Source organism: Bacillus sp. TL12, from assembly GCF_022625245.1.
Classification (GTDB): domain Bacteria; phylum Bacillota; class Bacilli; order Bacillales; family Bacillaceae_G; genus Bacillus_A.
Genome location: NZ_JAJJBY010000022.1, coordinates 29,209 through 44,228 on the forward strand (window position 1 = coordinate 29,209; position 15,020 = coordinate 44,228).

Sequence of the window (15,020 nt, forward strand, 5' to 3'; positions counted from 1 at the left end):
TCTCTCGTTTTATCATTTTACAGAAAATTACATAGAAATAGAAATGTTTTTATTATAATTCTTTCTTTTCATCATCTTTCTTCTCAGGAATAAAGTAACCGAACCAGATGAACCAAATAAGACCAATCAATGCCGTCCAGTCTTTTTCACCTTGAAACGCATCAATTACATTTGGAAACTTATACACTCCTATTAGCCCAAGAAATCCGAGAAACCAGCCTTTGCGAAATTTCATCTTTTCCTTCTCCTCTCTATTCGTTACTCATTATATATACAAAAAGTTATTTTCTTTGAAGATTTTTCAATAACCTCTTTTCTACATATAGCAATTAAATTTTATCGGCGATTCGACACAGGATATCGACCATTCGGCAAATAACGACACGAAAACAAGAATCTATTTCATTTTCCGACACTCTGAAAAAGCTTCCACAAAATGTGAAAGCTTTTCTTCAAATGTACACGTCTATTTAGTTTTCAACATATAAGTTGCTGCTATGAAAATAAAAGCAGACTTCCTCTCGTTCTCTCCTTTTGTTTTCACATGGCATGGGGTGAAAAAAGGCTCTGACCGCTTCTATGCTCGGTCGGACGCTCTCTTCCACCTAAAAAGAAAGGTTTTATATCTTTTATATACGTATTCCCTTCTGCTGCAGCAAACGCAAACGATAACAATTCATCGTCACCTCGCCAAGCCGCTGCAACAATTGATAATTTGCATACGCTCCAACCGGCGCACCAATGACTGGCACAAGCTGCAGCATTTTTGCTAAATCAATATAATCGCGATACTCTTTCTGGAATTTCTCCCAGTCCATATGATTTTCTTTCTCTGTGTCCCACGTTTCGATTGCTTTCCATATTTCCTTACGATGATCGTCACTGGAAAATGCCAGCTGAAAGACATGCAGAATAAAGAGGCGCTCTTCCTCTTTGCTCGTATCGAATCCATACATAGTCGCTGCATCAAATAAAAATTTAATTTTAATGCTGAGCAGGAGCGGGAAATCTGCAAGTCCTAAGAGAATACCACCCGCTCCTGTTCCAGCGCCTTCTGCTGCGGCAATCTTTTTGTACTCGTCCATTTTCTTTAGCACTTCTTCATCTCTTCGTTGCAAAGACCAATCTGTTTCTTTTAACTTCGGTTTTATAAAATTGGATCCAGCGCTAATACCTTGCACCATCTTTTTTATTGTTTCTGTTAATACATTTTGCACTTTTTCTGGGATTAGCTGTTGCACTTTCGTTTGTACCTTTTTCGAAAACCGAGTCATTATAGAAGAATCTTTCATGATTGTATGTTTCCACTGCTGCAATTCTTTTATGACCTTCTCTTCATATACAGTCATAAGTTCATTCCTTTCAGTTTAAACGTTCGATACGTTTTGCGCCATATTGATAAACAAAACCGATACTAAAAGCTATGTTAATGGCAAGCACAATACAAGTCATGATGATATCTTTTGTTGCGAAAGCAAATATGATTGTAAATACAATACTACCAACACATAAAATTGCACTGAGCAGTTTCAGAAAATCCTTTTTCTTTTCTTCATGGGTCACTGGATATAAATCAAGCCAAAGTTTTAAACGATGATGTTTCCAAAGGCTTAGTAGTTGATATCCAATTAAATATAGAAATACGATACTCACAATGAAGCGACCATATAAAAACGGTATGAAGTATAAAATTACCCCACCAATCGCAAGTAAGCGCATATAGAGACCCAAGTAGTTTCCTGATCTTAAAAATGTACGTGTATACAAATATAAATATGTACGTTTTTCCCCGATTATGGAAAGCACAAAATCAAGCCATTTTCGGCGTGATACTCGTTCTTTTAATGCTGGTACATCGACAAACATGTTGGCGATGCGGTATAAAAGCATCATTTTTCTGCCTTCTTCTGCAATTAAGTATTCCCAATTTAACGGTTTTCCTTTTACCTTTTGATGCATAAAGGCAAGATAGATAACCATTACAAAGAGGATTACTCCAATGTAAATCACTGAAGTACGCTCGACAAGAAAGTACACAAATAATCCATTACATAAAAAGCGAATGAACCAATCCGCGCGCTGCATGCCTTGATCTGTTAAAAATGATTTTTCCCATGCTACAAATAAATTCCATGCTTTGACTAACACAAGTGCGGCCACAATCCATATGTAAGCCCCGCCTGTTTGCTTCATCTGCTGGAAATAGAGCGGAGCAAGTGCAGCAGATACAATTGCGATTACATATAGCTGAATCATAAACGTAAAAAGAAACGCCTTCGTAAAATACGGTTTTAGCTTTTCTTCAACTGGAAGCAAGTACACAAGATCTGCTTCTTTTAATAACGTTTGAATCGATCCCGCCGTTAATACAAGTCCAAGTAGCACCGCCATAACAAGCGCGGTCGGAAATGACGGAGTCAGTGTTTGCAGCCATTGCTGATAATAATACGCACCTGCTCCAATGATAAATACGAAAATAAATTTTAAATGATCATTAAAAACATACTTACTATATGTACGAACTTCTTTTAAGAAATACTTGAATCGTTCTTTCCATAACGCTTTACTATTCATAATCTTCTTCCTTTGTTAACGCAATATAAATATCGTCTAGCGTTGCACCTGGCATGTTAAATTGTGACTGCAACTCAGATAGTGTTCCTTTCGCACGGATTTCACCTTGATGTAAAATAATAAAGGAATCACAGTAACGTTCTGCTGTCGCTAAAATATGGGTACTCATTAAAATGCCAGCACCACTCTTTTTCATCTTGTCCATCATTTGAAGAAGTGATTGAATCGCTAACGGATCAAGTCCAACGAAAGGTTCATCGACAATATAAAGCGATGGTTCAACAAGAAACGCACTCATAATCATTACTTTCTGCTTCATCCCTTTTGAAAAATGAGCCGGGAACCATTTCAAACGATTCGTCATTCGAAATTCTTTTAATAGTCGCTGAACACGTTCTTCATATTGCTGCTCATCAACACCATATGCCATCGCTGTTAACTTCAAATGTTCTTCTAACGTTAACTCATCATATAATACAGGTGTTTCCGGAATGAATGAAAAACTAGAGCGATATGCAGTCATATCTTCTCTAATACTTTTTCCGTTAATTGTTACAGTACCTTTTTTCGGTTCCATTAACCCGATAATATGTTTAATCGTCGTACTTTTACCTGCTCCATTTAAACCGATTAAGCCAACAAGTTCACCTTTATTAACAAAAAATGAAACATCTTGTAGCACTGGCCGCTTCGTATATCCTCCTGTGACATTTTCCACACGTAATAACTGTCCCATATGACACCACTTTCTTCGTTATATTCATCCGCCTATTACAGCGTGACTTCTAGTCGTTTCTATATATCCATCTTACCAAAAAATAAAAGACACTACATAGTATCTAAATTTCTTCAAAAAAATTTAATTTCTTTGCATACCTTTTCTGAAACGGGACATCATAATTAGTGAAGAAGGAACACATTGAAAAAGCAACCACTTAATTGATGAACATAGCCTAGCGAAATCATCATGAAATGGGGTGTCCATAATGGACAAAGAAAATTTACACGAAACCAGATAATTTGTTTCATTTTAGAAACGGGGTGTCTCGAGGAGAGTATATACTGTTTTATAAAATAAACAAGTTCATTTTATAAAGGATTATCATTTCATTGCAAATGGGGTGTCTAAGGCAGAATACGAGCCGAATTGTCACATATTTCCTAAATAAATGAGGTGTCTGCGAACGGTAGATTAAATTAAATGCTTTTTCAATCCCTCTTCAGAAAACAGGAAGCTGAGTCAGCTTCCTGTTTTTCGTATTTGTTCTCCTATGTAAGTATGGTAAAATACGGCTAAGACCTACTTGAAAGGATGAGGACAATGAATCACACAGCAGATAATTGTATTTTTTGTAAAATTATTGAAGGACAAATTCCTTGCTCAAAAGTATATGAAGATGAACATGTACTTGCATTTCTAGATATTAGTCAAGTGACAAAAGGGCATACACTCGTTATTCCAAAGGTACATAAACAAGATATTTTTGCTTTAACGCCAGAAATTGCAGCACACATTTTTTCTGTCGTTCCGAAAATCGCAAATGCGATTAAATCTGAATTTAACCCAGTTGGCTTTAACCTTCTAAATAACAACGGTGAAAAAGCTGGACAAACTGTATTCCACTTCCACCTTCACTTAATTCCACGCTACGGTGAAAACGATGGTTTTGGCGCCGTTTGGAAATCACACCAAAATGAATATACGACGGAAAATTTACAAAACATCGCAAGTACCATTGCAAATAGTGTAAAATAGACTATAGAAGCATATAAAACAAAATTGTACATAACAAGCCAATTCCTCCAAAAGACATATACTGCATGGCTTGTTTTTTCACCCAAAGTGCTGGAGGATACGATCTTTTTTGTTTTACAAATAACAGCAAATGCATAGCGCGCACAAGAAAGAAAAGACTTACGATAAAACAAATTGTTGTTACAAGTTTCACTTTTCTCCCCCCTTGTCTTAAGCATATGCACTGTTTTGTACATCATGAATACAAGCAAAAAATAAGGAGGTTTCCTTTTATGTCAAAAGCTAAATCCTTTGTAACAGGTTTAATTTGTGGCGGTGCTGTCGCTGGACTAGCCGTTCTTTTTTCAACTCCTTCTTCTGGTAAAGATATGCGCAGTAAACTAAAAGAAAAAGGAAATGATGTGAAAAAGACGTTATCAGATATTGCAGCTGATACAAAATTATTAAAACGTCAAATTGTTGAAACAGCTTCAGAAGGGAAAGAAGCCTTTCAAGAATTGAAAGATGATATGCAAGATACACTTTCCACATGGAAACAAGATATTTCACAGAACAAGCGTCATATTGAAAAAGAGATTTTAGATATTCAACAGTCAATTGAAAAATTGCAACAAGCAGTTCCAGAAAAAGCGTAAACGATGTTCCATTCTTAGTTTTTGCATATAACAAATATTTTTTATAAATATTTCTCTTCTCGCGACATATCACATAGATATGTCGTGTTTTTATGCATTTACAATATATGTTATCCATTACTATGTGAAGATGACACTTATAGTTACGACACCTAAAACGCTTCCACAATTATGCATGATTTGTACAAAATTATAATTTTTCCGAAAAATTTTCACAATTCTCACAAAAAGACTTTATTAATTTTTATTTTACTGGCATAATAGATACTAATGAATAAGAATGTAAAAGTGGGTGAGTACATGAAAAGTGGAGAAAAAGATTATTCGGTCAAAGAAGCAATGATTTTTAGCCAACGCATTGCTCAATTATCAAAGGCATTATGGAAATGTGTAGAAAAAGATTGGCAACAGTGGATTAAACCATACGATTTAAACATTAATGAGCATCATATTTTATCGATTGCTTATCATTTAAAAGGGGCTTCTATTTCTGAGATTGCAAAGTTTGGCGTGATGCACGTATCGACGGCATTTAACTTTTCTAAAAAACTTGAAGAGCGCGGCTATCTTGTATTCTCAAAGAAAGAAGATGATAAGCGAAATACGTATATTGAAATTACACCAAAAGGGGAAGAATTGCTGCTGCAATTAATGGAGGAGTATGACCCTGAAAGTAATTCGGTCTTTAATGGCGCTCTTGCTCTTCGCAACTTCTACGGTAAGTTCCCAGAAAATATCGAATTAATCGCGATTTTAAGAAATATTTATGGACAAGATTTTATCGATATTTTTGAGAAATCACTAGAAAATATTGAGGAAAATTTTACGGAACACGATCAAAAATTAGTTAAAAAATAAAATCGATTATTTTTTCGCTGTCATGCGTAAAAATTCTTGCATAAGTGGCTGAAATAGGCCTTGTTTTACTAGCGCTTCCGCAGTCTCGTTTACTTCGAGCTGATGTGGAAGCGCTTTTTCAAACTGCTCCAAAAGAGCATCGAATAAAAGTAATCCTTCTTGCTTCTCTGCTATGTATTGTTCGTTCAATTGTTCACAAAGATTCAGTATACGTTCAATATCCTTTTTACGAGCTTTTTTCTTTATAATTAAAGAATAAAATGGACACTTATCTTCGTCGATCATTTGAAAAAGAAGTTCTACATAATATTCAGCTTGTTCTAGTCTCTTTACAACGTCCATTTTCTCCCTCACTTTCTAACACAATGTCTTCTATTTCTGAATTTTATAACACGAACAAAATATCGTATGATACAATATATGAAAGTATATGTATTTTGGCCAAAAGGGGGTATCTCCTCGTGACTCTTATAGAAATTGTTTTTGTCACATTTGCACTTATTGTTCTATTCTACACGAATTTCCTGACGCATACACTTTGCGTACGAAAACAACTATCCGAGAGACGCCAAACGAGCGCATTTCGAGTGATTAATGTATGTATTACGATTCTATTAATTTCTAGTTATATAGAAATTATATTTCATGGAAAGTGAGGAAGGAAAGCCCCTTCCTCACTTTTTTCCTCTATAAGCAAATTATACCTACTATAACCAATAAAATAAACAGTACAAGCAATAAAATAATAAGTGTTGAATTCATTCACTCATCCCATCCCTTCTCCTCTTGTCTATAGACCATCATAAAACCATTCCTTTTAGGTGGAAGAGAAAATCCGCTCATGGATAGAAGCGGTCAGTGCCCTTTTTAATCCCATGCCATGCGAAAATAGAAGAGAAAAATGAGAAGAAGTCTTCTTCTATTCTTCATAACCGCAATTTATATGTTAGAAAATCAAATTGGATATATATATATGCTACATGCGCCCAAATTGGTACTTATCCCCAATCTGACAATCCTCATAAACAAATGGGTAATTTTTCTTTATCAATAGGAAAAGACGTCGAAATATGATATATTAAATTTTGTACATATTGCTTATACTATAGAATAAAATTACCTTCAGCTAGATTTCATCCTCAGCCTCGGTAAGCCCTGTTAAGCAAGGTTTTTTACCTTATAAAAAAGCAAACCAGTGAGACTTAATCGGGCTCTTATGAACAAAAATGTTTATTTGTGCGGGATGAATTAAAAATACATAATAGTAGGAGTGTTTATTGAATGAAGAAAGCTATGCTTGCCTTAGCAGCAACAAGTTTGATTGCCTTATCAGCATGTGGATCAGCTGATAAAATCGTTACCTCTAAAGCTGGTGACATTTCAAAAGACGAATTTTATGAAAAGATGAAAGACAGAGCTGGTAAACAAATTTTAAATGGTATGGTACTAGAAAAAGTACTTGTTACAAACTATAAAATCGACGATAAAGCAGTTGACAAGAAATACGACGAGTATAAGAAGCAACTTGGTGATCAATTTGATGCCGCTTTAAAACAACAAGGATTTACGGATAAATCATTTAAAGAAAGCGTTCGTGCTGAATTAGCGATGAACAAAGCAATTGAAAGTTCTATCACTGAAAAAGAACTAAAAGAAAATTACAAACCTGAAATTAAAGCAAGTCACATCCTTGTAAAAGATGAAGCAACTGCGAAAAAAGTAAAAGAAGAACTTGGACAAGGTAAATCTTTTGAAGAACTTGCAAAGCAATACTCTGAAGATACAGGATCAAAAGAAAAAGGCGGCGACTTAGGTTTCTTCGGACCTGGTAAAATGGTAAAAGAATTTGAAGAAGCTGCATATAAAATGAAAAAAGATGAAGTAAGTGAACCTGTAAAATCACAATTCGGTTACCATATCATTAAAGTAACTGATATTAAAGAACAAGAAAAATCATTTGATGACTCAAAAGCTGACATCAAAAAAGATCTTGTTGCGAAAAAAATGCAAGATGGCGAGTTCATGGCTAAGCTTCAAGAGAAAGAACTGAAAAAAGCTGACGTGAAAGTTAACGATAAAGACTTAAAAGATACTTTTGAGACTCCAAAAGAGGACAAAGAAAAGAAATAATTGTTATGAAATAAGCTGTCAGGCCTTTCCTGGCAGCTTATTTTGTTTTTAGGTATTTTTATATAAAAAAAGCATCTAGCAAAAAGCTAGATGCAGATAAAAACACAAGGGAAGATGAAAGTCTTCCCTTAACCCGTATGTTATTATAACAAAAAAAATATAAAAAAACATAAAAAAATTGCTATTATTATTTTTATGTCCACTAAGAAAGTGAAGCTTATCCCTCTAAAAAATAGTAAATGAAATTTTATCGGCGATTTTGCAAATATATCAATCGTTTCTCACAATATATCGGCGCAAATTGATATATATCGGCGATTCGACATAGGATATCGACCATTTGACAAATTGCGTGACGATACATACGCTAAATGACACGGAATTCAAAGAAGCGCCTAACAGGTACTAGGCGCTTCTTTATTGCTACTTCCTTATGCTAACGCAGCAGCTTGCTCCTGCTGATCTACAGGCACTACAGCGTCCGTTAATGCTTTTTCTAGTTCAGCTGTATATTTCATTTGTTCTTCTTTGCTCCAGCCTAATTTTGCTGCCATATACGCAATTACGTTTTCTTTCCAATCGTATACCCAATGAATGTTGAAGAATACAGCCCCTCTGCGGCGTACGAAGAAGTCAACAGGTTTTGCTGTCATTTCATAGTCCATCGCGTATACAAGCGGTACAAGTACGTCTAACGGCATGTTATACTCTTTTGCATCTGCTTTTAGCTCTTTTGCTAAGTTAAAGAGAATATCAACGTTAGAGCCATAGAATTTCGCAAACTCTTCAGCTTGTTGCGTCGTTAAGCCGTATTTCGTTCCTTCTTGTGCTTTTTTCGCAATGAATGTTGGTAACTGTTTAGAACCACCTACATGACCGCCTGAAATTGGCATATGTTTCGTTTCACTTTTCGGATATGCGCTATGTCCTTCTTTTTGTAGTAGAGATGTTACATAGTCAACTACCATTTCAGCCATTTTGCGATATCCTGTTAACTTACCACCCGCAATTGTAATTAAACCTGATTCAGAAGTCCAAATTTCATCCTTACGAGAAATTTCAGATGCATTCTTTCCTTCTTCATAAATTAATGGACGAACACCAGCCCAGCTTGATTCAATGTCTTTCTCTGTAATCTTAACGCTTGGGAACATATAGTTGATCGCATTGATGATATATGTGCGATCTTCTGTTGTCATTTGTGGTACTGCTGCGTCTTTATCATAGAACGTATCTGTTGTACCTACATATGTTTTCCCGCCGCGTGGAATCGCGAACACCATACGTTTGTCTGGTGTATCAAAGTAGATCGCTTGCCCAAGTGGGAAACGTTTTTGATCGATAACTAAGTGAACACCTTTCGATAATTGCAGTACTTTTCCTTTTTTAGAATTATCTTTTTCACGAAGTGTATCTACCCAAGGACCAGCTGCGTTTACAATTTTCTTACCATATACTTCGTATACTTCGCCATCTAATAAGTCGATAACGCGTACACCGCATACTTTTCCATCTTTATATAAGAAACCGTCTACTTTTGCATAGTTGACTGCTTTTGCACCGTGTTCAATTGCTTCTTTCATTACTTCAATTGTTAAACGTGCATCATCTGTACGATACTCTACGTAGTAACCACCGCCCTTTAGGCCTTCTTGTTTTACAAGCGGTTCTTTCTTCATTGTTTCTTCACGGCTAAACATTTTTCTACGCTCGCTTCGTTTTACACCTGCTAGGAAATCGTATACACGAAGACCGATTGATGTACTAAATGAACCGAATGTACCACCCTTATGGAACGGTAATAACATCCATTCTGGTGTTGTTACATGGGGACCGTTCTCATATACGATCGCACGCTCTTTCCCCACCTCTGCTACCATCTTCACTTCAAGTTGTTTTAAATAACGTAAACCACCGTGTACAAGTTTCGTTGAACGACTTGATGTACCTGCTGCAAAGTCTTGCATTTCGAACACAATCGTTGATAAACCGCGTGTTGCTCCATCTAATGCAATACCAGAACCAGTAATCCCTCCACCAATTACGATCACATCTAATTCTTGTTTATTTACTCCGTTTAATACGTCTTTACGTTGTTTACTTGAAAATTTCATGGTAATTCCTCCCTATTTATACGAAAAAAGAGACCACAAACTCCGCTATAGATTCCGCCTCTATAGCGTGTTGTGGTCTCTCCATATCTCCTACCGAATTATTAACTTATCATCATTATAACACTGTTTATGATTATTTAAAAGCTTTTGTTGCTTCAATTGCTTTTTTCCATCCAGCATATAGCTCTTCGCTTGTTCCCGCTTCCATTGCTGGTGTAAAGCTTCGATCCATATTCCACTGCGCTTTAATTTCGTCTTGGTTTTCCCAATATCCAACTGCAAGACCTGCTAAATATGCTGCACCTAAAGCCGTTGTTTCATTTACTTCTGGACGCTCTACTGGAACATCTAACATATCACTTTGGAACTGCATTAAGAAGTTATTCTTAACTGCTCCGCCGTCTACACGTAATGTTTTCAGCTGAATACCTGAATCAGCTTCCATTGCGCATAATACATCTTTCGTTTGGTATGCTAATGACTCTAGCGTTGCACGAATAAAGTGCTCTTTCGTTGTTCCGCGTGTTACGCCAAATACTGCTCCGCGTACTTCACTATCCCAGTACGGTGTTCCAAGTCCTACGAATGCTGGAACAACATATACGCCATCTGTTGATTCTACGCGATTTGCGTATTCTTCGCTCTCACTTGCATCTTTAAACAGACGCATGCCGTCACGTAACCACTGGATTGCTGAACCTGCTATGAAAATACTTCCTTCTAATGCATATTCAACTTTACCATTTAAACCCCATGCAATTGTTGTTAATAGGCCGTGCTCAGACGCAACTGCTTTCTCACCTGTGTTCATTAACATGAAACAACCAGTTCCGTATGTATTTTTCGCCATACCTTCACCGAAGCAAGCTTGTCCAAATAACGCTGCTTGTTGATCACCTGCAACACCTGCAATTGGTACATTTTGACCGAAGAAATGATAATCAATTGTATGACCGTATACTTCAGATGATGGACGTACTTCTGGAAGCATGCTCTTTGGCACTGTTAACATGTCTAAAAGCTCATTATCCCACTCTAGGTCATGAATATTAAACATTAATGTACGTGATGCATTTGAGTAATCTGTTACGTGCGCTTTACCGCCAGATAGTTTCCATACAAGCCATGTATCAATTGTACCGAATAATAATTCGCCGCGCTCTGCTTTTTCTCTTGCACCTTCAACGTTATCTAAAATCCATTTTACTTTCGTACCAGAGAAGTACGCATCAATTAAAAGACCTGTTTTTTCGCGAACCATGTCGCCATAGCCTTTTTCTTTTAACTCATCACAAATTTCAGCTGTTTGGCGTGATTGCCATACGATTGCATTATAAACTGGCTTACCCGTTTCTTTATCCCATACAACCGTTGTTTCACGTTGGTTTGTAATTCCGATACCCGCGATTTGTTCTGGTTTTACATCCGCTTCACTTAAACAAGTTGCGATAACTGCTAAAATAGATCCCCAAATTTCGTGCGCATTATGCTCTACCCAACCTGGCTTTGGAAAATGTTGTGTAAACTCTTTTTGAGCTGAATGAACAATTTTTCCTTCCTTATTAAAAAGGATTGCACGTGAACTTGTAGTTCCTTGGTCTAATGAAAGAATATATTTTTTCATAATCAGTTCCCCCTTATGCTACTTTTCTACTATTTGTATTACTTCCGCTCTTTTTGCTTGTCATATAAGAGATTGCTAGTACAATCACAGTTGCAATTATCACATAAATAAGTGCTGCATTTTGTTTTCCGTCAAATACAACTTGATGGAATAAACCTGCAAGTGATCCACCTAAAATCGGTCCTACTACCGGAATCCATGCATACTTCCAGTTTGATCCGCCTTTACCCGGAATCGGTAGGAAGAAGTGTGCAATACGAGGCCCTAAATCACGAGCTGGGTTAATTGCATACCCTGTTGTTCCACCTAATGATAAACCAATACTTACGATTAAGAAACCGACAACGAATGGATTTAAACCATCCGCGAATTTATTTGCACCAATTGCTAATATACCAAATACTAAAACGAATGTTCCAATCATTTCACTTAAAAGGTTTGCAAATGTGTTCGGAATTGCTGGTCCTGTTGCAAAAACACCTAACTTCGTACCTGGGTCTTCTGTTTCTTTCCAATGCGGTAAGTAATGTAAATATACGATAATTGCACCGATGATTGCCCCAATCATTTGCGCTACAATGTAACCTGGTACATCATTCCATGGGAACGCTCCCTTAAATGCGAGTCCAATTGTTAGTGCTGGGTTTAAATGTGCTCCACTAATCGATCCTACTGCATATGCTGCGATGGCAACTGCCAAGCCCCATCCCATCGTAATAACAATCCAACCAGAATCCTTAGCAAACGACTTCTTTAAACTTACACCAGCACAAACGCCGCCACCAAGAACGATTAACAACGCTGTCCCTATTAACTCCCCTAAAAATGCTGACATAAAATCCCTCCACATTCAATTTAAATGATTCCAATGTGATAGAGAGAAAATGAATGGCCATTCGTTTTTTTCGAAAGAAAAAGACCCACAGCTAACACGTTTCTATATAACAATATAGAAACAATGAAATGTGGATCTCTTCTTTTCTCCGTCACGTTTATTAACTTATCTATAATGTTAACTCCAAATGAAAGCGGTGTCAATAAAATTTTTTCACATTTTCGACACTTTTTACATCCATTTTATCATTTTAACCGAGAAGACCCCCTCCTCTAAACGAAGTAAAGGTGGGGGATGAATCGGTTGTTTCTTTTTAAAGAAAACGTCTCTTTTTTTGTTGAACATACGTTCGTGTTGTTGTATGATGATCTTATCAAATAAAAGAAGGTGAGAACAGGTGAAGAAAGCGTATTTTTCGAAACGGATCTACAAGATAGATGTACCACATGAAATGGTAGATGCATTGGTAGAGACAATCGAAACATTTAATCAGGCAAAACGTTTTGCGTTCCAAACGATCGTTCGTGAAAAACGTTGGAACCGTAAGTTGTATCCAGACAGTCTTCATCTCGTTCTCAAGCGAAACTATCAATTGAATGATTATTATGCAAACAGTGCGGCGCAAGAAGCAAAGGCGCTGTTTACAGGTTTAATGGCGTTACAAAAACAATATGAAAAGCAAACGCAAGAGAAGCTTAAAAAGCTCAAGAAAAAGTTGAAACAAGAACGGACAAAACTAACAAATCTTCGCAAAATCAAACAAAGTTGTGTGAAAGGAACGCTGACGTTTCCGAAAAACACCCGCTTCGCGAAGCACAACAACCTCATCTCCTTATCTCGTAAAAAAGACACCTTAATTTGGCTAAGTGAATATCTGTTTGAACACCAATACTTAGATGTTCAAATGAAAAGAATTCAGGCGAAAATCGGTCATCTCACTCACAGACAATCCCGTTTAATACAAAAGCTTTCATCCGATCAAACGAATATTCCAAGCGCAGTATTTGGAAGCAAAAAACTGTTTCGCGCGCAATTTACCATCCGTGAGTTTGTACGTAACCATGATAAATGGAAAACATTATTTTCTCGTGCTCGAAATAAACAATTGATACTATCTGGACGGAAAGATGCCAAACATGGCAATTTTGTATTTCAGTATGTGCTGGAAACAAAAGAATTATGGATGACGACAAGTTCTGGGGAAACACTTATGTTTCCAGCTGTTACGTTCCCGTATGGACAAGAAGTCATTGAGAAAGTAATCACAACTCAATTACAGTGTAAGAACAAGAAGAAACATGGTAAACCGATCGCATGGTCTGTGGAAGACTATGGTACCTATTATATTGTGAAATGTTTAGTCGATGTACCAGAAAATCCAAACACAAATTATAGTACATCAGATGGTGTCATCGGTGTAGATTGTAATCTTGAGCATTTTGCTTGGGCACATGTAACGAAGGATGGAAATTATAAAGGAAGTGGTTCCCTTCGTTTTTCTATCATAGGGAAATCTACAGGACAAATCACAAAAATCATCGAAGCGGAATCCATTCGCTTAGTAGACTTAGCGGAGCGGTATAACAAGCCGATTGTCATCGAGAAGTTAGATACAACCCAATCGAAAACAGGGAATCGCTACGGAAATAAGCGAGCGAATCGAATGAGGAGTATGTTTGCGTATGAGAAGATGACAAGTGCCATTCTGAATCGTGCAGATAAAAGGGGCGTGGCTGTCTTTCAAGTGAATCCCGCGTACACTTCAATCTCCGGAAAGATGAAATATATGCGGAAATTCGGCATCTCTATTCATCAATCCGCAGCTTTTACGATTGGACGCCGTGGGTTAGGGTATAAAGAAAAAGTGCCCAAGGTATTGCAGTCTTATATTCCAAATAAAGAAGCACATCACTGGAGCCATTGGCATCAATTAAACAATCAATTGGATATTCGCACGCATCATTTCTATCAGCTATACGATGTAGATCAGCCGACAGAAGTCTTACAAATCGAACGGTTACACTTGTTTGAAAATGAAAAGAAAAAATTAGCAAAAATATTTGCATGATAAAAAAGAACACTTTGTCCCAGATTTTTACGCTTATTACCAGAGCAGATAATAAGTCTAGGAACTGGATGCATGATAAAGTGTTCTAGCCTCGATATAAGAAAAAGTAGAGGTACCTATTTTGTTTGCCTTTCGTCGGAAGATAGAATAGGTCGTCTTACATACAGACACTACCGAACTCTATATCGTTGTATCCTCTTTGTTGAACGAGAGGAACTGTTTTTGCCCGAGCAGAAGCAGGAGAATCCCCCACCTCAAGCTCGTTTAGAGGTAGGTGGGGGTGGTTCAATTTCTCAACATACAAGCCAGTGCTATGAAGACAAAAGCAACCTTCCACTCATTTTCTTCCTCTGTTTTCACACGGCTTGGAGCGAAAATAGGCACTGACCCGCTTCTATGCATTAGTGGATCCTCTCTCCTACCTAA

Annotated in this window: 15 protein-coding genes; 6 read left to right on the forward strand and 9 right to left on the reverse strand. The window is 36.9% G+C overall.

Annotated elements, in window-relative coordinates:
* Window positions 1–52: 52 nt before the first annotated feature.
* From LOK41_RS18695 to LOK41_RS18710, 4 genes are all read right to left on the reverse strand, one after another.
* Window positions 53–235 carry a hypothetical protein gene (locus LOK41_RS18695; RefSeq protein ID WP_241817799.1) on the reverse strand — a complete coding sequence of 61 codons (183 nt, stop codon included), beginning with the start codon at window positions 233–235 and terminating at the stop codon, window positions 53–55.
* A 394-nt stretch (window positions 236–629) separates the two neighbouring features.
* The gene (locus LOK41_RS18700; protein ID WP_241817800.1) at window positions 630–1,349 is read right to left on the reverse strand and encodes an EcsC family protein; all 720 of its coding nucleotides are present in this window, start codon (window positions 1,347–1,349) and stop codon (window positions 630–632) included.
* Window positions 1,350–1,362: 13 nt separating this feature from the next.
* A complete protein-coding gene (locus LOK41_RS18705) occupies window positions 1,363–2,574 on the reverse strand; it encodes an ABC transporter permease (RefSeq protein WP_241817801.1) in 1,212 nt (403 codons plus the stop codon).
* Window positions 2,567–3,310, reverse strand: a complete 744-nt coding sequence (locus LOK41_RS18710; RefSeq protein WP_241817802.1) for an ABC transporter ATP-binding protein — start codon at window positions 3,308–3,310, stop codon at window positions 2,567–2,569. The genes LOK41_RS18705 and LOK41_RS18710 overlap by 8 nt, the downstream gene beginning before the upstream one ends.
* A 585-nt stretch (window positions 3,311–3,895) precedes the next feature.
* Here LOK41_RS18710 and LOK41_RS18715 point away from each other — a divergent pair.
* On the forward strand, window positions 3,896–4,330 hold the full coding sequence (locus LOK41_RS18715) for an HIT family protein (RefSeq protein ID WP_241817803.1): 435 nt from the start codon (window positions 3,896–3,898) through the stop codon (window positions 4,328–4,330).
* A gap of 1 nt (window position 4,331) precedes the next feature.
* On the opposite strand, the gene yhzF is transcribed toward LOK41_RS18715, so the two are convergent.
* On the reverse strand, window positions 4,332–4,523 hold the full coding sequence (gene yhzF, locus LOK41_RS18720; protein WP_241817804.1) for a membrane protein YhzF: 192 nt from the start codon (window positions 4,521–4,523) through the stop codon (window positions 4,332–4,334).
* A gap of 79 nt (window positions 4,524–4,602) precedes the next feature.
* Here yhzF and LOK41_RS18725 point away from each other — a divergent pair, with 79 nt between their 5' ends.
* Window positions 4,603–4,965: a YtxH domain-containing protein gene (locus LOK41_RS18725; RefSeq protein WP_241817805.1), complete on the forward strand. Its 363-nt coding sequence runs from the start codon at window positions 4,603–4,605 to the stop codon at window positions 4,963–4,965.
* A gap of 300 nt (window positions 4,966–5,265) precedes the next feature.
* Window positions 5,266–5,823, forward strand: coding sequence for an HTH-type transcriptional regulator Hpr (locus LOK41_RS18730; protein ID WP_241817806.1), 558 nt, complete (start codon window positions 5,266–5,268; stop codon window positions 5,821–5,823).
* 6 nt (window positions 5,824–5,829) lie between these two features.
* On the opposite strand, the gene LOK41_RS18735 is transcribed toward LOK41_RS18730, so the two are convergent.
* Window positions 5,830–6,165 carry a DUF1878 family protein gene (locus LOK41_RS18735; RefSeq protein WP_241817807.1) on the reverse strand — a complete coding sequence of 112 codons (336 nt, stop codon included), beginning with the start codon at window positions 6,163–6,165 and terminating at the stop codon, window positions 5,830–5,832.
* A gap of 119 nt (window positions 6,166–6,284) precedes the next feature.
* Between LOK41_RS18735 and LOK41_RS18740 the strand changes: the two genes are divergently transcribed.
* The gene (locus LOK41_RS18740; RefSeq protein ID WP_098338972.1) at window positions 6,285–6,479 is read left to right on the forward strand and encodes a hypothetical protein; all 195 of its coding nucleotides are present in this window, start codon (window positions 6,285–6,287) and stop codon (window positions 6,477–6,479) included.
* A gap of 625 nt (window positions 6,480–7,104) precedes the next feature.
* Window positions 7,105–7,953, forward strand: coding sequence for a peptidylprolyl isomerase PrsA (prsA, locus tag LOK41_RS18745; protein ID WP_241817808.1), 849 nt, complete (start codon window positions 7,105–7,107; stop codon window positions 7,951–7,953).
* A gap of 431 nt (window positions 7,954–8,384) precedes the next feature.
* On the opposite strand, the gene glpD is transcribed toward prsA, so the two are convergent.
* The 3 genes from glpD to glpF form a co-directional block, all read right to left on the reverse strand.
* Window positions 8,385–10,067 (reverse strand): aerobic glycerol-3-phosphate dehydrogenase, encoded by a 1,683-nt coding sequence (gene glpD / locus LOK41_RS18750; protein WP_241817809.1) that lies wholly within the window; start codon window positions 10,065–10,067, stop codon window positions 8,385–8,387.
* 133 nt (window positions 10,068–10,200) lie between these two features.
* Window positions 10,201–11,691, reverse strand: coding sequence for a glycerol kinase GlpK (glpK, locus tag LOK41_RS18755; protein ID WP_241817810.1), 1,491 nt, complete (start codon window positions 11,689–11,691; stop codon window positions 10,201–10,203).
* A 13-nt stretch (window positions 11,692–11,704) separates the two neighbouring features.
* A complete protein-coding gene (glpF, locus tag LOK41_RS18760; protein ID WP_241817811.1) occupies window positions 11,705–12,526 on the reverse strand; it encodes a glycerol uptake facilitator protein GlpF in 822 nt (273 codons plus the stop codon).
* 397 nt (window positions 12,527–12,923) lie between these two features.
* Between glpF and LOK41_RS18765 the strand changes: the two genes are divergently transcribed.
* Entirely contained in the window at window positions 12,924–14,594 is a 1,671-nt protein-coding gene (locus LOK41_RS18765; RefSeq protein ID WP_241817812.1) for an IS200/IS605 family accessory protein TnpB-related protein, read from the forward strand.
* Window positions 14,595–15,020 lie beyond the last annotated feature (426 nt).

Bases quoted from the DNA above. Each gene is read 5' to 3' on its own strand.
- glpF (WP_241817811.1), bottom strand. From the start codon at position 12,526: ATGTCAGCATTTTTAGGGGAGTTAATAGGGACAGCGTTGTTAATCGTT.
- glpK (WP_241817810.1), bottom strand. From the start codon at position 11,691: ATGAAAAAATATATTCTTTCATTAGACCAAGGAACTACAAGTTCACGT.
- LOK41_RS18710 (WP_241817802.1), bottom strand. From the start codon at position 3,310: ATGGGACAGTTATTACGTGTGGAAAATGTCACAGGAGGATATACGAAG.
- prsA (WP_241817808.1), top strand. From the start codon at position 7,105: ATGAAGAAAGCTATGCTTGCCTTAGCAGCAACAAGTTTGATTGCCTTA.
- LOK41_RS18725 (WP_241817805.1), top strand. From the start codon at position 4,603: ATGTCAAAAGCTAAATCCTTTGTAACAGGTTTAATTTGTGGCGGTGCT.
- LOK41_RS18735 (WP_241817807.1), bottom strand. From the start codon at position 6,165: ATGGACGTTGTAAAGAGACTAGAACAAGCTGAATATTATGTAGAACTT.
- glpD (WP_241817809.1), bottom strand. From the start codon at position 10,067: ATGAAATTTTCAAGTAAACAACGTAAAGACGTATTAAACGGAGTAAAT.
- LOK41_RS18730 (WP_241817806.1), top strand. From the start codon at position 5,266: ATGAAAAGTGGAGAAAAAGATTATTCGGTCAAAGAAGCAATGATTTTT.
- LOK41_RS18705 (WP_241817801.1), bottom strand. From the start codon at position 2,574: ATGAATAGTAAAGCGTTATGGAAAGAACGATTCAAGTATTTCTTAAAA.
- LOK41_RS18695 (WP_241817799.1), bottom strand. From the start codon at position 235: ATGAAATTTCGCAAAGGCTGGTTTCTCGGATTTCTTGGGCTAATAGGA.
- LOK41_RS18715 (WP_241817803.1), top strand. From the start codon at position 3,896: ATGAATCACACAGCAGATAATTGTATTTTTTGTAAAATTATTGAAGGA.
- LOK41_RS18700 (WP_241817800.1), bottom strand. From the start codon at position 1,349: ATGACTGTATATGAAGAGAAGGTCATAAAAGAATTGCAGCAGTGGAAA.